The organism is Flavobacterium sp. (genome assembly GCF_043780635.1).
In the GTDB taxonomy this organism is placed as follows: Bacteria; Bacteroidota; Bacteroidia; order Flavobacteriales; family Flavobacteriaceae; genus Flavobacterium.
The window spans coordinates 16,754-41,580 of the sequence record NZ_JAYWCK010000032.1; the positions used below are offsets into that span (position 1 = coordinate 16,754).

Annotated in this window: 22 protein-coding genes; 11 read left to right on the forward strand and 11 right to left on the reverse strand. The window is 33.1% G+C overall.

The features are described 5' to 3' along the window. Positions 1-2: 2 nt before the first annotated feature. On the reverse strand, positions 3-917 hold the full coding sequence (locus ACH2BV_RS02955; RefSeq protein ID WP_395049187.1) for a TIGR01777 family oxidoreductase: 915 nt from the start codon (positions 915-917) through the stop codon (positions 3-5). 120 nt (positions 918-1,037) lie between these two features. On the opposite strand from ACH2BV_RS02955, the gene ACH2BV_RS02960 reads away from it, so the two are divergent. Genes ACH2BV_RS02960 through ACH2BV_RS02985 form a run of 6 tightly spaced genes read left to right on the forward strand, consistent with a single transcriptional unit; the run spans position 1,038 to position 6,083 of the window. Beyond that, on the forward strand, positions 1,038-1,697 hold the full coding sequence (locus ACH2BV_RS02960; RefSeq protein WP_395049188.1) for a TetR family transcriptional regulator C-terminal domain-containing protein: 660 nt from the start codon (positions 1,038-1,040) through the stop codon (positions 1,695-1,697). Then, positions 1,697-3,001 carry an ABC1 kinase family protein gene (locus ACH2BV_RS02965; protein WP_395049189.1) on the forward strand — a complete coding sequence of 435 codons (1,305 nt, stop codon included), beginning with the start codon at positions 1,697-1,699 and terminating at the stop codon, positions 2,999-3,001. Before ACH2BV_RS02960 ends, ACH2BV_RS02965 begins: the two co-directional genes overlap by 1 nt. A gap of 2 nt (positions 3,002-3,003) precedes the next feature. Further along, positions 3,004-3,282: a TIGR03643 family protein gene (locus ACH2BV_RS02970; protein ID WP_395049190.1), complete on the forward strand. Its 279-nt coding sequence runs from the start codon at positions 3,004-3,006 to the stop codon at positions 3,280-3,282. A gap of 13 nt (positions 3,283-3,295) precedes the next feature. Then, complete coding sequence (locus ACH2BV_RS02975; RefSeq protein WP_395049191.1) at positions 3,296-3,979, forward strand: SDR family NAD(P)-dependent oxidoreductase; 684 nt, start codon at positions 3,296-3,298, stop codon at positions 3,977-3,979. Between the two features lie 48 nt (positions 3,980-4,027). Then, positions 4,028-4,642 (forward strand): GTP cyclohydrolase I FolE, encoded by a 615-nt coding sequence (folE, locus tag ACH2BV_RS02980; RefSeq protein WP_395049193.1) that lies wholly within the window; start codon positions 4,028-4,030, stop codon positions 4,640-4,642. Positions 4,643-4,664: 22 nt separating this feature from the next. Beyond that, on the forward strand, positions 4,665-6,083 hold the full coding sequence (locus ACH2BV_RS02985; protein ID WP_395049194.1) for an SDR family oxidoreductase: 1,419 nt from the start codon (positions 4,665-4,667) through the stop codon (positions 6,081-6,083). 1 nt (position 6,084) lies between these two features. Here ACH2BV_RS02985 and ACH2BV_RS02990 read toward each other — a convergent pair whose 3' ends face one another. The 8 genes from ACH2BV_RS02990 to ACH2BV_RS03025 all read right to left on the reverse strand — a co-directional run bounded on the left by ACH2BV_RS02990 (position 6,085) and on the right by ACH2BV_RS03025 (position 14,438). Next, entirely contained in the window at positions 6,085-7,380 is a 1,296-nt protein-coding gene (locus tag ACH2BV_RS02990) for a cryptochrome/photolyase family protein (protein ID WP_395049196.1), read from the reverse strand. After that, positions 7,380-7,841, reverse strand: a complete 462-nt coding sequence (locus ACH2BV_RS02995) for a hypothetical protein (protein WP_395049197.1) — start codon at positions 7,839-7,841, stop codon at positions 7,380-7,382. Before ACH2BV_RS02995 ends, ACH2BV_RS02990 begins: the two co-directional genes overlap by 1 nt. 2 nt (positions 7,842-7,843) lie before the next feature. Then, positions 7,844-8,575 carry a lycopene cyclase domain-containing protein gene (locus ACH2BV_RS03000; RefSeq protein WP_395049198.1) on the reverse strand — a complete coding sequence of 244 codons (732 nt, stop codon included), beginning with the start codon at positions 8,573-8,575 and terminating at the stop codon, positions 7,844-7,846. After that, positions 8,523-8,963 carry a carotene hydroxylase gene (locus ACH2BV_RS03005; protein ID WP_395049199.1) on the reverse strand — a complete coding sequence of 147 codons (441 nt, stop codon included), beginning with the start codon at positions 8,961-8,963 and terminating at the stop codon, positions 8,523-8,525. Before ACH2BV_RS03005 ends, ACH2BV_RS03000 begins: the two co-directional genes overlap by 53 nt. A gap of 37 nt (positions 8,964-9,000) precedes the next feature. Then, positions 9,001-9,840, reverse strand: coding sequence for a phytoene/squalene synthase family protein (locus tag ACH2BV_RS03010; protein ID WP_395049201.1), 840 nt, complete (start codon positions 9,838-9,840; stop codon positions 9,001-9,003). A gap of 2 nt (positions 9,841-9,842) precedes the next feature. Beyond that, positions 9,843-11,315, reverse strand: coding sequence for a phytoene desaturase family protein (locus ACH2BV_RS03015; RefSeq protein ID WP_395049203.1), 1,473 nt, complete (start codon positions 11,313-11,315; stop codon positions 9,843-9,845). A gap of 53 nt (positions 11,316-11,368) precedes the next feature. Continuing rightward, positions 11,369-12,268 (reverse strand): MerR family transcriptional regulator, encoded by a 900-nt coding sequence (locus ACH2BV_RS03020; protein ID WP_395049204.1) that lies wholly within the window; start codon positions 12,266-12,268, stop codon positions 11,369-11,371. 88 nt (positions 12,269-12,356) lie between these two features. Then, positions 12,357-14,438: a CotH kinase family protein gene (locus ACH2BV_RS03025; RefSeq protein WP_395049206.1), complete on the reverse strand. Its 2,082-nt coding sequence runs from the start codon at positions 14,436-14,438 to the stop codon at positions 12,357-12,359. Positions 14,439-14,654: 216 nt separating this feature from the next. Between ACH2BV_RS03025 and ACH2BV_RS03030 the strand changes: the two genes are divergently transcribed. The 5 genes from ACH2BV_RS03030 (at position 14,655) to ACH2BV_RS03050 (ending at position 19,975) form a co-directional block, all read left to right on the forward strand. Further along, entirely contained in the window at positions 14,655-15,422 is a 768-nt protein-coding gene (locus tag ACH2BV_RS03030; protein WP_395049207.1) for a glucose 1-dehydrogenase, read from the forward strand. Between the two features lie 59 nt (positions 15,423-15,481). Beyond that, a complete protein-coding gene (locus ACH2BV_RS03035) occupies positions 15,482-17,287 on the forward strand; it encodes an acyl-CoA dehydrogenase (protein ID WP_395049208.1) in 1,806 nt (601 codons plus the stop codon). A gap of 57 nt (positions 17,288-17,344) precedes the next feature. After that, positions 17,345-18,643, forward strand: coding sequence for a TIGR00341 family protein (locus tag ACH2BV_RS03040; protein WP_395049210.1), 1,299 nt, complete (start codon positions 17,345-17,347; stop codon positions 18,641-18,643). A 145-nt stretch (positions 18,644-18,788) separates the two neighbouring features. Then, positions 18,789-19,397, forward strand: coding sequence for a YkgJ family cysteine cluster protein (locus tag ACH2BV_RS03045; protein ID WP_395049212.1), 609 nt, complete (start codon positions 18,789-18,791; stop codon positions 19,395-19,397). A 158-nt stretch (positions 19,398-19,555) separates the two neighbouring features. Continuing rightward, entirely contained in the window at positions 19,556-19,975 is a 420-nt protein-coding gene (locus tag ACH2BV_RS03050; RefSeq protein ID WP_395049213.1) for a hypothetical protein, read from the forward strand. 148 nt (positions 19,976-20,123) lie between these two features. On the opposite strand, the gene ACH2BV_RS03055 is transcribed toward ACH2BV_RS03050, so the two are convergent. Together ACH2BV_RS03055 and ACH2BV_RS03060 are read right to left on the reverse strand one after the other, a co-directional pair. Further along, entirely contained in the window at positions 20,124-21,413 is a 1,290-nt protein-coding gene (locus ACH2BV_RS03055) for an ATP-binding protein (protein WP_395049215.1), read from the reverse strand. Positions 21,414-21,442: 29 nt separating this feature from the next. Continuing rightward, positions 21,443-24,827, reverse strand: a 3,385-nt coding sequence (locus ACH2BV_RS03060; protein ID WP_395049216.1) for a response regulator, incomplete at its 5' end; no start/stop codon positions are given.

The following is a 24,827-nucleotide window of genomic DNA, read 5'->3' on the forward strand; positions in this document are numbered from 1 at the left end:
ATCTATTTTCCCAAACAGTCCCTTAGAGCATTCTCCAAATTTACAAATTGGAATTTAAACCCCAATTTCTCAATCTTTTCCGAAGAAACTCTTCTTCCGTTTAATACAATTTGAGCCATTTCACCTAATGCTAACTTTATCAAAAAGGCAGGAACATTTGGCAACCAAATAGAATAGCCATAGACTTTTGCCAATGTTTTTGAAAAGACAGTATTCGTTGTATTATCACTGATTGCAGCATTATAAGCACCATTCATTTTAGTATTATTTATAGCTTCAAGATAAATAGTACACAAATCATTAATATGTATCCAAGGCATATATTGCTTTCCTGACCCTAGTGCTGATCCCAACCTGAATTTAAAAATAGGCGTTAATTTTTTAAGGAAACCATCTTCTTTACCTAGCACTAAACCTGTGCGGATTTTCACTGTCCGAATATCCAAATTTCCAATAATGTCAGCAGCATTTTCCCATTTCTGGCAAGTCGTCCCCAAAAAATCATTTTCAGGTGGGGTATTTTCGATACAAATTATAGAACCGTTAATAGCCCCATAAATCCCAATTCCTGAAGCCGAAACAAAGGCGTCCAGCTTTTTATTGTTCTTTTTTAAAACATCATAAATCAATTGGGCAGATTCTTCTCTACTACGCACAATTGCTTCTTTCCGGTCTTTTGTCCATCGCTTTTCGGCAATATTTTCGCCAGCTAAATGTATGATGTAATCTGCCTTCAGCACCGCTTCCTCTTCTATAGAATGAGCAGAAATATCCCACTGATAATACGAAACATCAACTGTGTTTTGTTTCTTGCTTCTGCTCAAAATAGATACGGAATACCCTTTTTCAATCAGCAAATTTGTCAATTGTTTTCCAATAAATCCTGAACCTCCACTTATTAATACACTCTTTTTCATAAATACAAAATTAACCTTTTAAATGATATGCAAAACATTAACATTTCTTTTTGTTTAACTTTTTAATTATATCGTTAAACATTATGTACCTTTATGCCCTAATTATAAATACAAATTAAAATGGCTACAAAAAAATCAAGCATAACAAAAGACAAAATAGTGTCAATGTATATGAAATACCGTTTGGAAAATAATGACAAGCCAAAATCCGTATATCTGTTTACCAAAACAAATGGTTTTGACGAAGCGGAATTCTATACTTTTTTTGGCACCATCGAAAGTGTCGAAAAAGAAATTTTTAAGATGTTTCTAGAAAAAACAGTAGAATTAATCCAAAAAGATCCTTCTTTCGAAACCTATGATATGAAGAGCAAAATGCTAAGTTTTTACTTTACATTTTTCGAATTATTGACAGCCAATAGAAGTTATGTTGTGATGAGTTTGAAAGAACACCAAAACCAACTGAAAAATCTAATGCAACTTTCGAACCTAAGAATCGGATTCAAAAACTACATTACCGAAATTATTACAGATGAAGTAAGAACCCAACACGAAAAATTTCAAAATTTTCAAGAAAAAGCTATTCAGGAAACCTCTTGGATTCAATTTTTGTTGACAATGAAATTCTGGCTGGAGGATGAATCACCAGCGTTTGAAAAAACAGACATCTATATTGAAAAATCTGTAAAAGCAACTTTCGAATTAATGAATATTGCACCCCTAGACAGCATAATCGATTTTGGAAAATTTATTTTTAAAGAAAAAATATATAACAAATAATGAAAACCATAGACTACATCCCTACTTCAAAAATCGAAAGAGCAACAAAACTCGTTCAAACTGGTGCAAAAGTGGGCGTAAATTACATTAAATATTACGGTGAAAAAATGGTTAATCCAACAATGACACGTGATAAACTCAATGAAAACAATGCCGAAGATATTTATGACGGGCTGAAAAGTCTAAAAGGAAGTGCGCTGAAAGTGGCGCAAATGTTGAGCATGGACAAGAGCTTTTTACCACAAGCTTATGTGGAGAAATTTTCGTTGTCGCAATTCTCAGTTCCTCCATTATCAGCTCCTTTGGTTTTGAAAACTTTCAAAGCTAATTTAGGCAAAACACCTTATGAAATCTTTGACGAGTTTGATGCCTTTTCTGTTAATGCCGCCAGTATCGGACAAGTTCATATAGCAAAGAAAAACGGAAAAAAATTAGCCGTAAAAATTCAATATCCTGGTGTTGCCAATAGTATTTCATCAGATTTGGCTATGGTAAAACCCATTGCAATCAGAATGTTTAATCTTCAGGGGAAAGACTCTGATAAATATTTCAAGGAAGTCGAAGACAAACTAATTGAAGAAACCAATTATTTATTAGAATTAAAACAAAGCCAAGAAGTAGTTGAAGCCTGCAAAAAAATTGATAATCTTGTTTTTCCAAACTACTATCCAAAGTATTCTTCTGAGAAAATTATCACTATGGATTGGATGACCGGAATCCATCTATCAGAGTTTACCAGTAAAAATATTAATCAAGAAGTCGCTAATACTGTTGGACAGGCATTGTGGGATTTCTATATGTATCAAATTCACATTTTAAGAAAAGTTCATGCGGATCCGCATCCGGGAAATTTCCTTGTAAATCCAAAAAATCAATTGGTTGCATTGGATTTCGGTTGTATGAAAGAAATTCCAAACGAATTCTACATTCCATATTTTGAGTTGATAAACAAAGAAGTCATAGATAACAAAAAATTATTTGGAGAAAAACTATTCGAATTGGAGATTCTTAGAGAGGATGATTCCAAAGAAGAAATCGAATATTTCACCCAAATGTTTTATGATTTATTGTCGCTATTTACCAAACCATTTCAATCGGAAAATTTTGATTTTGCTGACGCAGCTTTTTTTGAAAGTATAGCGCAATTAGGAGAACGTTTTTCTAAAGATACCAATCTCAGAAAAATGAATGGTAATCGTGGATCTAAACATTTTATCTATATGAATAGAACATTTTTTGGTTTATACAATTTGATGTTTGATTTGAAAGCAAAAATTGTGGTGAATGAGTATCTAAAATATTAATCTTGAAAAAAGAGCTCTCCTACATTGATAAAGACAGAATTATTGAAATGGCTTGGGAAGACCGAACCACATTCGATGCGATTTTGTTACAATTTGGATTAAAAGAACAAGAAGTTATCAATTTAATGCGAATTGAAATGAAATCTTCCAGTTTTAAAATGTGGCGTGAAAGAATGCAAGGCCGAAAAACAAAACACGAAAAATTAAGGACTTTTAGAGAAGGACGATTCAAATGCAGCATGCAAAGACAAATCAACAACAACAAAATTTCGAAGAGATAATTAAAATATAAACATGAAAAACATAGTAATAATTGGAGGCAGCAAAGGAATTGGAAATGCCATTTTGTTGCAACAATTGGAAACGAACTTAGTTTACAACATTAGTAGAAATGCTCCGGATATTTCACATCCTAACCTAAAACATTATGCTATGGATATCTTGCAGGACAATCTTCCCGACATTGAAAATATTGACACCTTGATTTATTGTCCGGGTTCTATTAATTTAAAACCTATTGGAAGTTTAAGTATCGACGATTTCAGAAAAGATTTTGAAATTAACGTCATTGGCGCCGTAAAAACAATTCAGAAATATTTACCTGTATTGAAGAAAGGAATAGATCCATCGATTGTTCTATTCAGTACCGTAGCCGCAAAATTAGGAATGCCTTTTCACGCCAGTATTGCAACAGCAAAAGCAGGTGTTGAAGGATTGGTAAAATCCCTTGGTGCAGAATTAGCATCGGTTGTTCGTATCAATGCCATTGCTCCTACTATCACCGAAACCTCCCTTTCGGCAGGGATTTTACGAAATGACAGAATGAAAGAAAATATGATAGAACGTCACCCAATGAAAAGTTATTTAAAACCTGAAGAAGTGGCTAATATGGCGAACTTCCTAATTTCGGAAAATGCAAAATCAATCTCGGGACAGATTTTCGAAATGGACTATGGTATAGTCACTTTCAAAATGTAAAAAAACAATTAAGCCTACTTTTAATACAGACATAAATATAAAATAAAAATGATAGCAAAACAAATAAAAGGTTACGAGAAAATCGAAAAATACGATACTGAAACAACTGCAATAATAGCTGAAAATTATAAATCAATTATAGAAAATCTAGGCGAAAATATCTACAGAGAAGGTCTTGAAAAAACTCCAGAAAGAGCTGCAAAAGCAATGCAGTATTTAACTCATGGTTATGGATTGGATCCTTTAGAAATTCTAAAATCGGCTCTATTTACAGAGGATCACAAACAAATGATTGTCGTTAAAGATATCGAAGTATACTCAATGTGTGAACATCATATGTTACCTTTTTTTGGAAAAGCACATATAGCGTATATTCCAAATGGGAAAATTGTTGGTTTGAGTAAAATTCCAAGAGTAGTTGATGCTTTTTCCAGAAGAATGCAGGTTCAGGAAAGACTGACAGATCAGATAAAAGATTGCATTCAAGCTGCACTAAATCCATTAGGAGTTGCAGTAGTTATTGAAGCACAACATATGTGTATGTGTATGCGTGGCATTCAAAAACAAAATTCAGTTACTACAACTTCGTCTTTTACCGGTGCTTTCGAAAAAGACAAAACAAGAAAAGAGTTTATTAGTTTAGTTTCCAATAAATTAAGTTAATTTTGCTTAATAAATAGATCCTATGAAAATTCTCTTAACAGGTGCAACAGGTTATATTGGGAAGCGGCTTTTGCCTATTTTAGTTTCCCAGGACCACGAAATTATTTGTTGTGTAAGAGACAAAAACAGGTTCTATACTCCGAAAGAATTTTTGAAAAACATCAAAGTTATTGAAGTTGATTTTCTGAAACCAGAAACATTAACAGCCATACCAAACGACATTGAAGCCGCCTATTATCTGATACATTCCATGTCAGGATCCGACGATAATTATGATGAATTAGAAAAAGCTTCTGCAGAAAATTTTGTTAATTACATTGACAAAACATTCGCGAAACAAGTTATTTATTTAAGCGGTATTGTAAACGATAAATCACTTTCAAAACATTTGTCCTCTAGGAAAAAAGTGGAGGATGTTTTACACAAAGGAAATTTTGCCATAACAACTTTGAGAGCTGGAATCATTGTGGGCTCTGGTAGCGCTTCTTTCGAAATTATCCGGGATTTAGTCAATAAACTCCCGATTATGATTACTCCAAAATGGCTTAACACAAAATGCCAGCCCATAGCCATACCCGATGTTCTGGAATTTTTATCAAAATCACTCTTGAATCCCCTTACTTATAACAAGAGTTTCGACATTGGTGGTCCGGATATTCTAACCTATAAAGAAATGCTTTTGGGTTTTGCCAAAGCAAAAAAATTAAAACGATGGATCTATACGGTTCCAATAATGACACCCAAATTATCATCCTATTGGCTGTATTTTGTAACCTCAACTTCATACAAATTAGCCTCCGCATTAGTCAGCAGTATGAAAGTGGAAGTAATCTGCAGAGACAACAAAATCAATGATATATTGGGTGTAAAACCCATGTCCTATGAACAAGCTTTATCCAGAGCCTTGATAAAAGTGGATGAAGATAAAGTAGCATCCAGCTGGAAAGATTCACTAGTTAGTGGGAGATTCAGGAACAATATTTCTGAATTTTTAAAGGTTCCAAAGAAAAACTGTTATATCGACAGAAGAAAGAAAAAAATAGAAAACCTAGATTTCACCTTAGATAGAATTTGGTCAATTGGCGGGGAAACGGGTTGGTATTATGGAGATTGGTTGTGGAATTTTCGCGGTTTCATAGATCAATTATTTGGTGGTGTGGGTTCCCGAAGAGGCAGGACTAACAAACATGACATTCATCCGGGAGACGCATTGGATTTTTGGCGCGTTTTATATGCAAATAAAAAAGAAGGAAAATTAGTTTTATATGCCGAAATGAAATTGCCTGGTGAGGCCTGGCTAGAATTCAAAATCATTCATAACATCTTGTATCAATCCGCGACATTCAGACCAAAAGGCATATGGGGAAAACTATACTGGTATTCCGTTTTGCCATTTCACGGATTTATTTTTAAAGGTATGTTGAATAAACTAATTAAATAATTTATTTCAAAATTCCTGCTTTATAAGTGGCAATAGCACGGTCTCTCGCAAATGCGTGATCCACCATTGGCTCACCATATCCTAAATCAAATTCAGGAATCCATTTCCGGATGTAAATTCCTTTTTCATCAAATTTCTTAAGTTGAATTTCGGGATTGAAAACTCTGAAATAAGGTGCCGCATCACAACCAGTCCCAGCTGCCCATTGCCAGTTTCCGACATTGGCAGACAATTCAAAATCCAATAATTTTTCGGCAAAATAAGCTTCTCCCCATTGCCAATTGATTAATAAATGCTTACACAGAAAACTTGAAGCAACCATACGCACTCTGTTGTGCATATAACCAGTTTCATTCAATTCACGCATTCCGGCATCAACCATCGGATATCCTGTGGTTCCGGAACACCATCTCTTAAAATCTTCCTCGTTATTCCTCCATTGGATTCCGTCATAAGCTGATTTGAAATTGTGCGTAACCACTTTTGGAAAACTGAACAATATTTGCATAAAAAATTCTCTCCAAATCAGTTCACTTAAAAAAACCTGGTTTTTATGTGCAGCCCAATTAACTAATTTCCGAATACTAACCGTTCCAAAACGCAAATGTGGCGAAAGATGAGTTGTACTATCCAAAGCTGGAAAATCACGTGTTTCGTGATAATTGGAAACATTTTTTAAATTATGCGGAATCACTTTTATGGAACTTTCCTCGAATCCTATTTGTTCTAATGTTGGAAAAATAAAATTGTTTTTATAGAAATTGGAGATCTTTTCGGAAGTATCGTATTCTGGAACCGGAGCCATTGAATTGTATTTCTCCAGCCATTTATTTTTATAAGGAGTATAAACTGTATATGGCAGTCCATCAGCTTTTGTGATTTCCATTTCTTCAAAAATCACCTGATCTTTAAAAGAAAATTGTGCTGTTTTATTGGCTTCCAATAATTCACAAATGGCCAAATCCCTTTTGATGGCATAAGGCTCATAATCTTTGTTAAAGAAAACTTCTTTAACATCATATTCCTGAATTAGTGTTTGCCAAACTTCTTGAGTTTTTCCCTTTTTTACCAAAAGAGAATTTCCCATTTCCTTTAATTGAGAATTAATTTTCGAAAGAGACTCGTGAATAAACCCAACTCTGGCATCATTTTTTGGCAAGCTTTCTAAAATAGCTTCATCGAAAATAAACAAGGGAATTACTGGATATTTAGATTCCAAAGCAAAAAAGAGACCCACGTTATCTTCTAATCGTAAATCTCTCCTGAACCAAAAAAAAGCAATTTCTTGTTTGTTCATTATTTGGAATTAAACATTTCATCTACTTTTACACATCGGTAATCGAAGATTTCTTTCAACTTATTTTTTACGACAAGCGTATTCATAATTCTTCCAATAAATCCTAATGGCAAAGCATAATGAACTAAATCTGTCATTTTTGTGCCGTTTTCGGTTGGTTCAAAAAAGTGTTTGTGATGCCATAAAGCATAAGGCCCAAAACGTTGTTCGTCGATAAAATAACTGTTCTCTTTAACGAAAGTAATTTCCGTCATCCATCCAAGTTTTAAACCCAAAAGAGGTGACACCGTGTACTGAATAATTTGGCCGGCATACATCGCTTTATTGTCAAAATCCGTAATTTGGAAACCCATAGTTTCCGGAGTGATTTTCTGCAAATTTCTTGGACTCGAAAAAAAAGCCCAACATTCCTCGACACTCGCATTTACATATTGAACCGTTTCTTTTGTGTATACTTTCATTTTTAATTATTTTCTATTTTTTTTATCAAAACTAAACTCATCAGCAACATCGAAAAAGCATAACCTATATCTTCTATTGGTATCGTTCCAAGTCTAATTCCTAAATTTTCGGCATTATTATATATCACGACCGGCTCATCAATAAAACTGCCGGTGAGAATTCCGTTGACTAATGCAAATGGAATTAATATGATAAGAAAAGTAATAAAAAAGGTGTTCAAAATATTGGGAACCTTGAAAACAGTATAAGTCAAAACTAATACTAATAAGCTATAATTCAATGCAGTATACCATCTATCATAATGAAAAATAATAGTTGGCAAAAGGATTATCACCAGAAGCCAATAAATAACTTTCACAGTTTTGTCTGATAAAGAAACCTTTGGATAAAAATAGTGAAAAGCAAAATGAATAAAGAGGCTGGCATACGGAATGCAAATAAAAAATAGCCATTCTTCAATAGGCAAACCAAAGAATTCAATTCCAGAATGATAACGTGGATTAAAACTCCATACTCCAATCTTAGTGAAGAAAATATCCCAAATAATAAAGAAAACTGCCGTTATGAGAATAGAAGAAAAAACAGATTTCCATCGTTTTATATACTTCATTCTGCTTTCGAAACTATATAAAAATGGAATCAAAAAGGACATTATATTTAATATTAAATATAACGACATATTAAAATTTAAAATATTTGAAAGGCACAAACAACATCCCAAAACATTCTCCATGTTCTTTACCCATATGCTTGTGGTGAACTTTATGACCTTTTCGTAAACCTAGCAAATATTTATTTTTGGTATTTTTAAATAACTTGAAACGTTGATGTATCATCACATCGTGAACCAGAAAATAGCTCAATCCATAAGCGAAAATTCCTAATCCAATGAAGAACTTGTAATCAAAACCTGCATCTGCCCCAAAATAAAATAACAAAATACTGGGAATAGCAAAAATTACAAAAAAAACATCATTACGCTCAAAAATATTTGCGTATTTTGGTTGGTGATGATCTTCATGAAGGTACCATAAAAAACCATGCATAACAAATTTATGGGTACACCAAGTGATGCATTCCATAACTAAATAGGTAGCCAAAAAAATTAAGAAATATATCATTTTAAAACGTTTTTAGTTTTATATAAAGAAAAGCTCATTAAACCAAATTCAGTTTGTAAGTTACAAAAGAATTGGTTAACAATCGTGCTTTAGTATAATTTGAAACTCGAATTCTTGAATTTCCAATTTCGTAATAAGGTGTGTTTTCAAGCTTCTTCAATAACTTCTTATAATAAACATAAGCCGTGTAAACTCCGAATTTAGCTTCCAAAGGTAATTTTTTAATTCCTTGTAAAGCAATTAGAAAATCATCTTCAATTTCTTTAATAATCATTTGTTTTGATTTCTCATCAAAAGAATTTAAATCGACACCTGGAAAATAATTTCGGTTTAAAACCAAATTATCATCTTTCAAATCTCTTAAAAAATTAACTTTCTGAAAAGCAGAACCTAATCGCATGGCCTCGTCTTTCAATTCACTATATTTTTCATCATTTCCGTTAACAAAAACCTTTAGACACATTAAGCCCACCACATCAGCAGATCCATAAATATATTCATCATATTCCTGCTTGCTGTGATAATCAGATTTTATCAAATCCATTTTCATACTCTTCAAAAATGACTGAATTAAATCGTCTGAAATATTATATTTAACAACCGTTTGTTGAAAAGAATTTAAAATTGGATTTAAACTAATACCAAACTTTTGAGCTTTATAGTATTCATTTTCAAAATCATTTATCAAAGTTTCTTTGTCGAACCCGTGAAAAGAATCTACAATTTCATCTGCGAAACGCACAAAACCATATATACTATAAATAGCGTCTCTAATACTTGGCGCAAGCATTTTAACAGCCAAAGAAAATGAAGTGCTGTAACTTTTAGTTACCAAAATACTGCACTTAAACGATACATCATCAAATAATTTTTTCATATTTACTGCTTATTTGAAAATTGTTTTTTTATCAAATCTGAAACTATTTTTCCTGAAATTATTGACGGAGGAACTCCTGGTCCAGGCACAGTTAGTTGTCCGGTGAAAAATAAATTCTTTACTTTTTTACTAATAATTTTTGGCCTTAAAAAAGCAGTCTGTGTAAGAATATTTGCTAATCCATATGCGTTTCCTTTGTATGAATTATAATCTTTTACAAAATCATTGACACAGAAACTTTCTTTAAATATTATACTTTCTGTTACTTTTTGATTGGTTAATTTTTCAAATCTTTTAATAATATTTTCGAAATATATTTCTCTTATTGCATCTGAATCTTTAATTCCAGGAGCAATTGGAATCAAAAATATCCCAGCTTCTTTGCCTTCAGGAGCAACAATAGAATCGGTTTTACTCGGAAAGCTAGCGTAGAATAATGGTTTATCAGGCCATTTTGGATTGTCATAAATATCTTTAGCATGAACATCAAAATCAGTGTCAAAAAACAAAGTATGATGGGATACATTTTCAATTTTTTTATCAAAAGCAACATAAAACAAAAGCGAAGATGGGGCAAAAACTTTAGAATTCCAATATTTTTCAGAATATCCTCTATACTTTTCATCCAATAAAGTTTCGGTATGATGATAATCAGCTCCACTCAAAACTACATCGGATTCAATCGTAACTCCATTTGAAATAACACTTTTCACAACACCATTTTCAACATTTATTTTCTCAACATTTTGATTGGTTTGAATTTTTACACCCAATTCTGCTGCTAAAATATACATCGCTTTAACAACTTCATACATTCCTCCCTTTGGATGCCAAGTTCCTAAACCAAAATCAGCATAATTCATAAAACTATAAAATGAAGGCGTATTCGAGGGTTTTGCACCAAGAAACAAAACCGGAAATTCCATAATTTGCTGTAACCTATTGTTCTTAATTTTTTTTCTGACAGAAGTTCTAATTGTACTAAAAAACTGATTTGCTTTTTTTATTGTAACAGGAGTAATTAATTCGGTTATAGAAATTCCGGGTTTATATACCAAATCTTTAATTGCAACATCATAGTTATGTTTAGCATTATCAAGAAATGATTCTAAATGTTTGGCACTTCCAACTTCTTCTTTTTCAAAAACAGCAAGAATATCGGGTAAATTATCAGCAATTTGAATGGAATCTAAAGTATCAAAATAGACTTCATAAGCAGGACTTAACTTATCTAGATGGTAGTAATCAGAAGGATGTTTGTTGAAATCTGCAAAAAATTTCTCGAAAACATCTGGCATCCAATACCAAGTAGGACCAATATCAAAAGTAAAACCATCTTTAACAAATTGTCTGGCTCTTCCGCCAACAGTATTGTTTTTTTCGAGAATGGTAACATCAAAACCTTCCTTCGCCAAATAGCAAGAAGCTGACAATGACGAAAACCCTGAACCGATAATTGTAATTGAATTTTTCATTTGTTTAGCAAATATACGAATAAGTTAAACAAAATAACTATATTAACATTAAATTATAATTCTTGAACTAAGTCAGAAATAGAATGAAAAATAGAAATTTTGTCAAAAAGATTTTTTTTATCAATAAATTCCGTCATTCTTCCGAGGAACCAAACCTGCGAATTAGTATCAATAATTTCAGTAGATATTTCTTTTACATAATCATTAATAGCATCTTTTGTAGGCTGAACAGTCAAATATGAAATGTAAACAATGTTGTCAAAATAATTTTTCATATCCTTTAAACTTTCAATAGGAACGCTTTCACCAAGATAAATTGTCTTGTAACCGTTTAATAAAATTTCGTAATTTAAATACATTAAACCCAGTTCATGAATTTCATTTTCCGGGAGATACAAAACAAAGATTTTATCGTTTCTTGTAGGCTCTAAAATTTGAACTTTTTCAGTATTTATGAGTAGTTTTTGCTTAATCAAATAGGAAATAAAATGCTCCTGAGCGGGAGAAATCGTATTGGACTGCCACAACAAACCTATTTCATTCATCAGCGGAATAATAATCTCAAAAAAAACTTCTCGAAATGTTTTTTCAGAAAGCAAATTGTTATACGTATTAAAAAATAAAGCCTGATCAAAGTTAATCATTGCTACCTTAAAAGCATTTAAAGCATGATTTTTGGAACTTTTATCAGATATTATTTCCCGAACTAGAAGTGAAATTTTATCTGTATTTAATTCTGCAATCCTAGAAATCTTATAGCCGTAAGAATTTAATAAAGTAACATTTAAAAGCTTTTGCAGATTAGATAAATCATAGGTTCTTATATTAGTATTTGTCCGCATTGGTTCAAGAATATTATATCTTTTTTCCCAAATTCGAATTGTGTGTGCTTTAATTCCGGAAAGATTTTCCAGATCTTTTATACTAAAAACTGATTTAACATTGTTTATCATTTTTGTAAATTTAATAAACAAAGGTATAATAAATTTTTATATTTCTTAAAAATTTATTTTTTTTAAAGAGAAAAAAATAGTTGTAAAATTATTCCTTAATTATTTTTTTAGTAACAAATCCGTTTTCATCATAAATCGAAATGAAATAGACACCACTAGAATAGTTACTCCAATCGGTATTTATATTGCTCGATTTTTGTTTTAAATCATAAATTAATTTTCCTGAAACGTCAAAAATCTTAATACCACTCATTGGTTTGGTTGTGTTAATATTTAAAAAATGAGTTACTGGATTTGGATAAATATCAATAGTAGAAGTCTCATCAAACGAAGTCGCTGATAACGAAATAATTGATGATGCAATCCAACTTGAGGCCAAATTATTGTCCAATGCTGTACTAAGTAATTGCAAATAACTTCCTGCTCCATCGGCTGCTGTTGGCCAAGGTGATGCATCAAAATATTCTACGGAATCAATCGTATTACCAAAACCATCAGCTAGAACAACTTTTTGAGAACTATTTGATAAGTTTCTAGTGAACTGTCCAAAAGCAGAAATTCCATATTTAGTTTGAAAAGCAACTAAATTACTTGCTAAATAAATACTTCCTCCCGCTATAACCGATGAATAGGCAGGGAATTGATAACTCAATCCTAATTCTTTAAAATAAACTCCAGTCAGATTAACAGTGGTATTACTTGTGTTTTTAATCTCTACAAACTCTAAATTATCACTTTCAGTAGATGTTGCTCCTTGTGGATTATAATTTATTTTATTAATAACAAGTTGTGGAATGGAAACAGTATTACATCCTGAAAAAGAGCCTAAATTGCTAGTCATCCAAGAGATTCTATTTGACAACCATATTTTCATATCATTAATTTCAGTTGGCGGAAAATGAACAGCCGGATAAACATCAGTTGTCCATTTTTGCTCTTCCCTTACTTTAGCTTCGCTAATTAAAGCCATAGTTTCATCAATATATTGTACAATGCTGTTATAGTTCAAAGGCTGCCCAGGTTGAGTAAGTTCGTTCCACCTTTTAGACAAATAGCATCTATAAGTTGGATTATTATATAAATCTGTCCAAAATTTAGCTCCTTCGTTATCTCCATTCGCAAATTGCCAGACATCATAATGACTCCGATCAAAACCCCATAAGAACAAATCGTTCCCAAAACTTAAATTAAAATCCCAAATCGGTCCAGCACGTAGTTTACCAGCTCTGTCTTTATGAAAATAAGTACTGAATTGATAACCATCAGCATTTGAAGCCAACTCATTGATGAGCATAAAATCGACAAATGAGGGAATATCAATAACAGAAGAATAGCCTGAAATCAAATCGATGTTATTTGCATTAGAACTCGATTCCAAATTTAAAAATTGGTTGTATATGTAGGCATTTTGTTCTGCAGTAACAACTGCTGGTTTTGGTAATTCGTGAATATAATCAGTCCAGCCTGCATAGGAACTCATTGTCCAGGCAATCGGATCACCACCGGTAGTTTTGTCAGCTTTAGTGATATACCCACCTGTGATATTAGGTGATGTTATATCAGTAGCTGCTATTTTCAAAACATTAACCCGAGAGGTTCCTGCTTTTACTTTTTCCTGCAATATATACAATCCCCTATATTCCCCGTTAATAACTAATTCACAATAAGCAGTTCGTGTTGCATATTCTCCTATTTGTCTGGACAAATTATATGATAAATAATCTCTGATTAGTGATGGGTCGAATGCAATTCCGCTCAAAATCCAATCGTTTTCACTTGGCATTCCCAATAAACTCACATTATTATTACTGATATTATCTGTTTTTAATGTAGTTAAGCCGTAGCCTTTCTTAGGCAATGCTTGTGAAGACGAACCTCTAATTTCAATATTAATTCTGCCATTATAATTTAAAAAAGCAACGGTATTGGCATCCGAAAGATAATTTCGGCTTCCGTCTGGGTGTTTGATTACCTTCATACTTGCCAAAATTCTGGGATCATCAAGTATCTCGAGCGGTTGACTATTGACATCCAAATCCGTAGTAATAATAACAATTGGTAAATTACTGTCGGTAAAAGTTTGAGAAGAAACAGAAAAGGAAGAAATCAATATAATTACAAAAATGAATTGGGAAATCACTTTAAACTTTAAAAAATATAATTTTGACATAACACATTTATTTACATCAAATTTAAGTATAAATGCAACAATAAAAAAGATAATAACCCATCAATTTCACACTGTTTTTGAAGATGATATATTCCAAAAAGCAATGGAATATAAATTAAATAAAAGTAAACGAGAAATAAATAAACTATATTTGAATTGAATATTTTGCAAACAAATTACTCCCTATATTTTCCCTAACTTTATCAAAAACAATCTATGACTATCTCCAATAAATTTCGTCTCGACAATAAAGTAGCCATTATAACTGGTGCCAGTAAAGGAATTGGCAAAGCCATTGCAAAAGCTTTGGGGCAGCAAGGCGCAAAAATCGTAATTGTTAGCCGCAAACAAGAGGCTGTGGATGAAACTGCAAAAGAATTTTTAGCCGAAGGAATTGAAGCTATTGGTATAGCCGCACATATGGGAAACAGCGACCAAATAAAAAATATGGTAAGTCAAACGGTAAAACATTTTGGAGGAATCGATATTGTTGTCAATAATGCAGCTATCAATCCCACTTTTGGTCCAATAGTAGAAACAGACAACCTCGTTTTTGACAAAATAATGGAAGTGAACGTAAAAGGTCCTATGGAATTATGCAAACTGGCGTATCCATTTATGAAACAGAAAGGTTCGGGTTCCATAATCAACATTAGCAGTATTGAAGGAATATCGCCTGGACAGGGTTTGGGATTATACAGCATAAGCAAAGCCACTTTAATTGCCCTTACGAAGGTTTTGGCAAAAGAATGGGGCGCAGATAATATAAGAGCTAACGTAATTTGTCCCGGCTTAATCAATACAAAATTCAGTCAAACATTAGTAGAGAATGAAAAGATTTTAAAACACGTATTGGCAAAACAAGCATTGCCACAACTTGCCGAACCTCTTGATATTGCCGGATTGGCATTATTTCTGGCTTCAGATGCCTCTTCATTTTGTACCGGTTCCGTAATTACTGCCGATGGCGGTTATACTATCTAATAAAACAATCCAAAGAAAATAGTTTTAAACGATTACTAAACCAATAAAATCAAAGAGTGATGACAAAGCAATATATGAGTATGGAAAACCTTCGTTTTCTTTTATACGAAGTGCATAAAATACAAGATTTATTAAACTACAAACGTTATGAACACGTTGGTGGTATCGAAGAAATAAACTTGATGATTAATGCCGCAAAAGACATCGCCGACAAGGAAATGTTTCCGTTTTTTAAAGAAATGGATGAAAAACCCGTTGTATTTAAAGATGGGAAAATCCATTCGCATCCGCAACTGAAAAATATTTTTAAAGCTATCGCCGATGCTGGTTGGTTTAGTGCCACATCCGAATTGGAACAAGGCGGAATGCAATTGCCTTTTACCTTATATTCTGCTGGACATCTTATTTTTGAAGCTGCAAATAGTAGTGCTCAGGGCTATATTGGACTTTCTACCGGCGCATTAGAACTCATAGAAGCTTTTGGAGACAAATCACTAAATGAAACCTACGTACCCAATATGATTGCCGGAAAATGGCAAGGAACAATGGCGCTTACGGAACCGCAAGCCGGAAGTTCATTGTCTGATATTACAGCTGCTGCCAATCCAACTGAAAGTGGATATTATGAAATTGTGGGGCAAAAAATATTTATTTCTGGTGGCGAACACGAAGCTTGCGACAACTTTATTCATCTTACTTTGGCAAGAATAAAAGGAGCTCCGGCTGGTACGAAAGGAATTTCTTTGTTTGTGATTCCAAAATTTATTCCCGAAAATGGTAACCTTACATACAACAATGTAGTTTGTGCCGGAGATTTCCAAAAAATGGGACAACGCGGTTATGCCACGACGCATTTGGTTTTTGGCGAAAGCGGAATCACAAAAGGCTTCCTAGTTGGCGAAGCTAATAAAGGTTTGTTTTATATGTTCCAAATGATGAATTCCGCCCGAATTGCCGTTGGACAAACTGCAGCCGCAGTAGCTTCGGCGGCCTATTATGCTTCTTTGCATTATGCCAATGAAAGACCACAAGGCAGACCTATTGCCAGTAAAGATTTGGCACAAGAACAAATTTTAATCATCAATCACGCCGATGTTCGCCGAATGTTATTTCAACAAAAAGCAATAGTCGAAGGTTCATTGAGTTTGATTTATGAATGTTTGAAATATTTTGACTTGGAAAAAGCAACTGAAGGAGACGAAAAAGAAAAAATGTATTTGCTCTTAGAAATTTTAACTCCTATCGTAAAAACATATCCTTCAGATGCAGGAATTACATCAGTGAGCAATGCTTTGCAGGTTTTAGGAGGTTATGGTTTTACCATGGATTTTGATTTACAGCAATATTACCGTGACATTCGAATTATGTCAATTTACGAAGGCACTTCTGGCATTCAATCATTGGATTTATTAGGGAGAAAGATTCCAATGCAAAACGGAAAAGCCTTTCAATTGTTGGTGGATGAAATAATGCAAACTATCATTGCTTCTAAAGATTTCGATGAACTTCATCCATATTCCGATAAATTGGCTTTGGCAATGGAAACTTATAAAACCACTTTGTCTCATTTGCAAGAATTTGCAAAACAAGGAGAAATTGAAAGATATTTAGCCGATGCCACTTTGTTTATGGAACTTTCGGGAATAATTACAATAGCCTGGCAATGGCTAAAACAAGCAACTATTTCGCAAAAAGCTTTGAAAACCGGAGAGACAACAAACCAAAGTATTGCCTTTTATGAAAGCAAAATAGCAACGATGAAATTCTTCTTTAAATATGAATTACCAAAATATATTTCCATCAGCAATAGCTTAATGAACCCGGAAATAGTAACTATAAAAACGGACAAGGAAATGTTGATATAAAGTAAGTTGAAAGATTTTTGAGACATTTACAATACAGCAGTATAAATAATTAAAGCGATGACAAATAAATTACTAAGGTTCCTAGACCTTCATACTGGAGAAGAAGATAAGAAAAAAGTATTAGAAAACGTAATATCGAATATTTCTTTCAAGGGTTCTAATTTATGGATTTTGGCTTGTGCTATTGTCATAGCATCTGTTGGATTAAATATGAATTCAACAGCTGTAATCATCGGAGCAATGCTTATTTCTCCACTTATGGGGCCAATTTTGGGTGCCGGTTTTAGTTTGGGAATATTTGATTTTGAACTGTTCAAAAAATCTCTGAAAAGCCTAGCAATTGCTACAATTGTGAGTTTATTAGTGTCAACAATTTATTTCTATTTAAGCCCATTTAAGGAACCTCAATCCGAATTATTAGCCCGAACTTCCCCAAATATATACGACATTTTAATTGCGTTTTTTGGCGGACTTGTTGGCGTAATTGCCGTAACCAGAGTCGAAAAAGGAAATCCAATACCGGGTGTTGCAATTGCCACAGCCTTGATGCCTCCCTTATGTACTGCAGGATACGGACTAGCAATAGGTAATTTAAAATTTTTCTTTGGAGCAATATTTTTATACACAATTAACTGTGTTTTTATTTGTATTGCAACTTTTTTTATGGTCAAATATTTAAAATATCCACCCACAAAACAATTAGATAAACAACATGAAAAGAGGGTAAAATATACAATAACTGCCTTAATTTTAGTATTGATATTACCTAGTATTTATTTTGCATACAAGCTTAGGGAGCAAAAAAATTACGAACAGAATATTGAACTATTTGTTACTAATGAATTTAAAAATAAAGGGTACACACTCCTTTTTAAAAAATCAACATTGAATACCAATCCGAAAAAATTAGATCTCGGATTTTTAACCAAAAAATTTACTGTGGCAGAAATAAAAGTTTTGAATAAGAAATTAATAGACTATAATATTCTTAACACCAAATTACAAATCAGGCAGGATACAACTGATATAAAAAGATATATTCTCAACGAAATAAATTTTGGAAAAACCGGAATAAATGAAAAAGATCTTATAATTGCTAGGTTAGAAAATAAATTCTTGTTCGACCAATACGATAACAAAGCAATATTATCTGAAGTAAAAATAATATTTCCTGAAATCGATAATTTATCTATTTCCAATCATACTTTTAATAAAAACACTGATAGTGTAAAAACAATTCCTATTCTAATTTACCAAAGCAAAAAAGAACTACCAGAAGCTTCAAAACAAAAAATAAGCTTGTGGTTACAACAAAGACTTTCTGTAGAAAAAATAGAAGTTTACAAACAAAAATAAGAGGATCGGAGAAAAAGATTTAGAAAAATTGTTTAATATACTTAACTCTACTTTTAGCTACAAAAAGTAAAAACTTCGCATTAAATCGTAAGTAAAACTACTTTATACTACTAGCCATTTATAATAGCCTACCTTACCAAAAAAAATGGCGATAGAACTTAAGGTTCGGCAGGTTGAAGAATTATTTGACCGACTTGAAAATGAAATTACTGCTTTCAAATCCGAAACCAGTTTACATTGTCTCGCCGGCTGTGGCAAGTGCTGTTCCAAACCCGACATTGATGCATCGCCTTTAGAATTTTTACCTTGGGCATTGCATTTATTTTTAAATGGCAAAGCCGAAGAAATGTTAGTAGAATTAGACAACTCCTCGATTACCACTTGCCATTTATATCAACCCCTATCCCTTTTAGAACAGCACAACGGAAGCTGTAGCAACTATCGCTATCGTGGATTAATATGTCGCCTTTTTGGTTATGCCGCCAGTAGAGACAAATACGGCGAATTGCGATTAGCCACCTGCAAAATAATTAAAGAAAACCAACTCGAAAACTTCAACAACACCGAAGAAGCCATTAGCAAAGGACTTTACGTGCCTATTTTTACCGATTATTACATGCAGTTATCCCAAATTGATTACAGACTAGCGACAACAATGCTTCCTATAAATGAAGCAATAAAAATTGCGATCGAAGAAGTCTTGCATTATTATGCTTATAGACCCTTTCCTGGTGGATTAGAGAATATTGCTTAAATTAGTAATACAAAGAGTCGAAAAATCATTTGATAATTTATATATTAGCACTATCAAAAAGGTTGAGGTTTGTCATACTTATCTACCCAAAATCGCTTAGATTGGAATGATTTTGTCAGACCTATAAGCAAGTTCTGCGTAATTCTAAATCAACTATTATGAATATACAAAAATTTGTTCTCGGAAGCTTTGTAGGTGGAATAATTAAATTCTTTCTTGGATTTTTATTTATTGGTGTTTTACTGAAAGATTTCTTTGCCGAAAATGGTGGGCCAGTTACCAATCCTGATACAATGGTCTGGTGGGCATTAGTATTAGGGAATTTGTTCTCTGGAGTTTTGCTCGTTTATTTTTTTATAAAAGCAAATATTTCTACTCTCAAAAAAGGGGTAAGTACAGGATTTGTTATCGGCTTATTGATAGGTTTGGGTAATTTTTTGGTTACTTATGCAATCACTCTTTCTCCCAGCATCAAAGCAGTTGGAGTTCATGTATTTGTTTCTGCTGTAAACTATGCAGTTGCAGGAGCTTTTATAGGCTGGCTTTTTGGTTATGGAAAAAAGAGCCCAAAACTCTAATTTACACTTTGACAGAAAAGGGGGGTAGCCTTCAAAAAGAACTACGCACAAGAGGGTTTTTACAAAAAAGCGGGTTCAGTGCTAAATTTAACATTGGGAATTATAAATCAGTTTTACACGTAAAGGGTTATCTGCAACTAGCAACATTTTAATTTGACCAGGTCTTTTTTATATTATTTTCGTTTACGATTGTAGGTGTCGTATTAATTTGCATTGATTTATTGTAGGGAATACAAAAGGAAAAAACAGATCCCTTCTTTAATTCGCTTTCAATAGACAAAGTGCCACCCTGAAGTTCTACCAACTGTTTTGCGATACTCAACCCAAGTCCTGTTCCTCCGTATTCTCTTATGGCATTAGATTCTCCTTGCCAGAATCGCTCAAAAATATGCTCAATTTTATTTTGGGATATTCCTATGCCTGTATCTTTAACTGAGAATTCAATAAAAATATTTTCGTCTTTCAAATCCTGAACTTTTGCATGCACCTCTACTTTTCCTTTTTCTGTGAACTTAATTGCATTTCCCGTAAGGTTGATGATGATTTGAGAAAGTCGCCTACGGTCTCCAAGCAAAACATCAGGAACGTCATTATCGCAAGTGAATACTAATTCAAGATTTTTTTCTTTCGCCTTTTCCATCAATATTATATTGAGTGATTTAAAAGCTTCTTTAACGCTAAAATTATTTTTTTCGAAAATCATCATGCCTGCTTCAATCTTTGACATGTCAAGTATATCGTCAATGATAGTCAAAAGATTTTCACCTGCTGATTTTATTGTTTTCACATATTCTTTTTCCTGATCTTCCAGTTTACTTTTGAATAATAAATCCGAAAATCCAATGATGGAGTTTACGGGTGTACGAATTTCGTGGCTCATGTTGGCAAGAAATGCGCCTTTTAAATTAGCGGACTCTTCGGCCTTTTGTGTAGCTTTTTCTGCATTACTTTTTCCTTCAATTAGTTCAATTTCTATTTGCCTTTGAGTTGTTATATCTTGGACAAGCTGCTCCATTTCCTCCTTTTGAAGCAATAATTCTTGATTTTTTCTATACAAATCCACAAAGACAGAAACTTTTGCTTTTAGTATTGCAGGAGAAAATGGTTTAATCATATAATCGACTGCACCAGCCAAATACCCTTTGAATATTTGAACAGAATTATCCATACTGGCAGTTAAAAAAATAATCGGAATATCATGAAGTTTTTGGTTTTGGCGAATTAATTCTACTGTTTCAAATCCATCCATCCTAGGCATTTGCACGTCCATTAATATGATGGCAAAATCTTGTTCGCTCAAAATAATTTTTAATGCTTCTTCGCCTGAACTTGCTCTTACGCACACATAATTTTCGTCAGAAAGAATTACTTCTAAAGCAAATAAATTTTCCGTTCTATCGTCTACCATTAATATTTTAACTGGGCTATTTTTTTTCATTTCCATTGTAAAATAGTTTAATTTATTTTTTATTTACTTAACCATACACGCATCAATGATAACATACGCTCTACATCAATAGGTTTAGCGATGTAATCATTGGCACCTGCATCAATGCATTTTTGTTTATCATCTTTCATGGCTTTTGCCGTTAGGGCAATAATAGGCATTCTCTTGAACTTTGCTTGGGATCGGATTCGCTTCATTGCTTCGTAACCGTCCATTTCTGGCATCATAATATCCATCAATACCATATCAATGCCAGGATGAATATCCAACATCTCCAGAGCTACTTTACCATTTTCTGCTTTTATTATTTCCATTCCGCGTTCTTGTAATATTTTAGTTAAGGCAAATACATTTCGCTCATCATCATCGACCAACAATATTTTTTTTGAATGAAATACTGATTCTTTATCGTACAAATTATTTATAATTGCTTGCTTTGATTCTGGTAAATTGCTTACGGTCCTGTGAAGGAAAAGCGCTGTTTCGTCCAGCAATCGTTCTTCAGATTTTATTCCCTTTATAATAATGGTTTCGGCATATTTCTCAAGTTCTTTGTTTTCTTCTTTGGTAAGTTCCTTGCCGGTATAGATAATTATAGGCGGAATGTTATGGCCTTTTACATGCTCTAATTTATGGATAAGATCAAACCCGCTCATGTCAGGTAAACCAATATCCAATATGATGCAATCAATGTCATGCTGCTCATAGATGGCCAAAGCTTCTTTTCCAGTTCCTGCTTCTAAACATTTTACATCACCATTCCCAATAAGAATACGCAGTGCTTTCCTGGAATTTTCATTGTCTTCTATGATGAGTAGGTTTTTCATTTTTTTATTGACAAATTTTTCAATTTTGCCGTAGGCTTCTTCCAAATCTTTTTTGCTAATGGGTTTCATCAAATATTCTATAGCTCCTTCTTTGATTAAGTTTAACGAACGTTCATTTGCTGAAATAATATGAACTGGAATATGCCGTATCGATGGATTTACTTTTAATTCAAACAATACATCATGTCCATTAATGCCTGGCAATCCCATATCGAGAATAATGGCTGTTGGTTTGTATTTTGAAGCTAGCAATAAACCATCTTCTCCGCTTGATGCGGATAAACATTTAAATCCTTTGGTGTGGGCTTGTTTCAAAAGTATAGAGGCAAAAATCAGGTCGTCTTCTATAATGAGTATTACTTTATCATCCTTGGTTATTGTATTTCTGTCATCTTCTATCGTGGGATAATTTAGATATAGCAATCTGTTTTCGTCGGTTGATTTTAACAGAACAGATTCTTGTACTGTGTTTGTGGAGAGAGTTTCCTCTTCAGGATAGATTTCTAGCGGAATAATTAGAGAAAATGAAGAGCCTTCATTAATCTTGCTGCTCAACTTAATTTCAGCCCCCAATAATTTGGCGAGTTCACGTGAAATCGAAAGCCCTAAACCGGTACCGCCATACTTTCTGGAAGTACCCCCTTCGGCCTGTTGAAAAGCTTCAAATATGGCCATTTGTTTGTCTTCCTGTATTCCAATACCAGTATCGGCAATAGAGATAATCACTGTGCTTTCCGTGTATTTGTTGATACTTATACTTACGCTTCCTTTTTCGGTAAATTTAATAGCATTGGAAATTAGATTTTTTAATATCTGGCTCAAACGTTGTGAATCTGTGTGGATAAATTCAGGTAATTCTGTATCTAATTTTGCCGTGAGCTCCAATCCTTTTTGTTCTGCGTGATGTTTAAAATTGCGAATGAGGTCTTCAGTAAAAATTTTCAATGATACTCGTTCAATATTTATTGACATTTTTCCTGCCTCAATCTTGGAGAGGTCAAGAACTTCATTAATTAATATCAGCAAATCGTGACCACTTTTATAAATTATTTCGGCACTTTCAACTTGGATAGCATCCAGGTTTTTCTTTCTGTTTTCAGATAAATCTTTCGATAGGATGAGTAAACTATTCAGCGGTGTTCGTAACTCATGCGACATGTTTGCAAGGAATTCAGATTTATACTTGCTGCTTATTTCCAGTTGTTTTGTTTTCTGTTCAATGTCGTTTTTTGAAGCTTCTACTTCCTTATTTTTTTCTTCCAATGATTGGGTTTGCTCTTCTAATTCTTCATTGGTCATTTGCAATTCTTCCTGCTGCTGTTTCAGATTTTGAGTTTGTTCTTCCAGTTCTTCGTTCATTTGTCTCAACTCTTCCTGCTGGGTTTGAAGTTCTTCGGTCTGAACCTGTGTTTCTTCGAGTAATTCCTGTATCTGTTTTCTGGAAATGGCCGAATTAACACTAATACCAATACTGTTCATTGAAATAGTGATAAATTCTTTTTCTGTTTCGTTGAAATCTGTAATGCTGCCTATTTCTATTACGCCCACTGTTTTGCCTTCAAACAAAAAGGGAGTAATGATTAAATGCTTTGGTTTAGTATTCAGAACGGATGAAGTGATGCGTATTTGTTCATCAGTTATATCTGTTAAAGAAATTTGTTTTTTTTCAGTTGCTGCCTGGCCTATCAATCCTTCATTAAGTGCAAATTTTTCTTTTGTATTTTCTGGCGACGAAAAAGCATATTGTCCGCAAAGCACTAGTGTCTTGTCTTTATCATTCAACTGATAAACAGTTCCAATGTTTGCATTCAGGTAAGTACATAAAAAACTAATTGCGTTGCTGGCCAGTTCTTCTATGCTTTGGTCTCCACTTAATTTTTCGTTGAGTTGATTTTGACCTACTGCAAGCCAATTGTGTTTTTTATTTGCTTCAGTAGTTTCATGTAATGATCGTGTCATTTTATTTAAAGCATTGCCCAAAATATCCTTGTCTGAACGGGGAGTCAGGCTAACTGTATAATCGCCGGAAGCAACATTATTTGCATTTTCTGTAATCTCCTTAAAACTTTCATTTACACTCACAAGTGAATTGAATATAGGTTTTAATTCATCATTTGTATGGTCTTCCAATTTTTCATTTGAAAACTCACGACTGGCAATTTTTTCAGCTTCTTTTGCTATTAATGAAATTCGTTGGGTAATACTTTGAATAATCCAGTAGGAAATGATAATTGCTAGTAGGATGCTTGCGATAATTAAATAGATAATTAAACTCAAGGCACTATTATAACTTGCGTTATTTTCTATTTTAGCATTTTCCATGCTCAATTGATTCTTATCAATGAGCCTCTTTAGCTGACTTCTTGCCTTATCTCTTACTTTCAAACCATTATTAGTAGAAATTTCAGTTGCTTCCTCAACTTTATTCTTCATTGACAATGAAATAATATTCTTGAGATCGGGTTGATAACTGGCCCAAGTGGTTTCAAATTCTTTCAGAATGACTTTTCCTTTATCATCAACCAATTCCTTCAACTCTTTTGTTTTTTTATCAATAGTTTCTATTTCACGATAAATT

Bases quoted from the DNA above. Each gene is read 5' to 3' on its own strand.
- ACH2BV_RS03015 (WP_395049203.1), bottom strand. From the start codon at position 11,315: ATGAAAAATTCAATTACAATTATCGGTTCAGGGTTTTCGTCATTGTCA.
- ACH2BV_RS02990 (WP_395049196.1), bottom strand. From the start codon at position 7,380: ATGAACAAACAAGAAATTGCTTTTTTTTGGTTCAGGAGAGATTTACGA.
- ACH2BV_RS02975 (WP_395049191.1), top strand. From the start codon at position 3,296: ATGAAAAACATAGTAATAATTGGAGGCAGCAAAGGAATTGGAAATGCC.
- ACH2BV_RS03030 (WP_395049207.1), top strand. From the start codon at position 14,655: ATGACTATCTCCAATAAATTTCGTCTCGACAATAAAGTAGCCATTATA.
- folE (WP_395049193.1), top strand. From the start codon at position 4,028: ATGATAGCAAAACAAATAAAAGGTTACGAGAAAATCGAAAAATACGAT.
- ACH2BV_RS03020 (WP_395049204.1), bottom strand. From the start codon at position 12,268: ATGATAAACAATGTTAAATCAGTTTTTAGTATAAAAGATCTGGAAAAT.
- ACH2BV_RS03045 (WP_395049212.1), top strand. From the start codon at position 18,789: ATGGCGATAGAACTTAAGGTTCGGCAGGTTGAAGAATTATTTGACCGA.
- ACH2BV_RS03005 (WP_395049199.1), bottom strand. From the start codon at position 8,963: ATGATATATTTCTTAATTTTTTTGGCTACCTATTTAGTTATGGAATGC.
- ACH2BV_RS03035 (WP_395049208.1), top strand. From the start codon at position 15,482: ATGACAAAGCAATATATGAGTATGGAAAACCTTCGTTTTCTTTTATAC.
- ACH2BV_RS02985 (WP_395049194.1), top strand. From the start codon at position 4,665: ATGAAAATTCTCTTAACAGGTGCAACAGGTTATATTGGGAAGCGGCTT.
- ACH2BV_RS03040 (WP_395049210.1), top strand. From the start codon at position 17,345: ATGACAAATAAATTACTAAGGTTCCTAGACCTTCATACTGGAGAAGAA.
- ACH2BV_RS02955 (WP_395049187.1), bottom strand. From the start codon at position 917: ATGAAAAAGAGTGTATTAATAAGTGGAGGTTCAGGATTTATTGGAAAA.
- ACH2BV_RS03050 (WP_395049213.1), top strand. From the start codon at position 19,556: ATGAATATACAAAAATTTGTTCTCGGAAGCTTTGTAGGTGGAATAATT.
- ACH2BV_RS02960 (WP_395049188.1), top strand. From the start codon at position 1,038: ATGGCTACAAAAAAATCAAGCATAACAAAAGACAAAATAGTGTCAATG.
- ACH2BV_RS03025 (WP_395049206.1), bottom strand. From the start codon at position 14,438: ATGTCAAAATTATATTTTTTAAAGTTTAAAGTGATTTCCCAATTCATT.
- ACH2BV_RS03000 (WP_395049198.1), bottom strand. From the start codon at position 8,575: ATGGAGAATGTTTTGGGATGTTGTTTGTGCCTTTCAAATATTTTAAAT.
- ACH2BV_RS03055 (WP_395049215.1), bottom strand. From the start codon at position 21,413: ATGAAAAAAAATAGCCCAGTTAAAATATTAATGGTAGACGATAGAACG.
- ACH2BV_RS03010 (WP_395049201.1), bottom strand. From the start codon at position 9,840: ATGAAAAAATTATTTGATGATGTATCGTTTAAGTGCAGTATTTTGGTA.
- ACH2BV_RS02965 (WP_395049189.1), top strand. From the start codon at position 1,697: ATGAAAACCATAGACTACATCCCTACTTCAAAAATCGAAAGAGCAACA.
- ACH2BV_RS02995 (WP_395049197.1), bottom strand. From the start codon at position 7,841: ATGAAAGTATACACAAAAGAAACGGTTCAATATGTAAATGCGAGTGTC.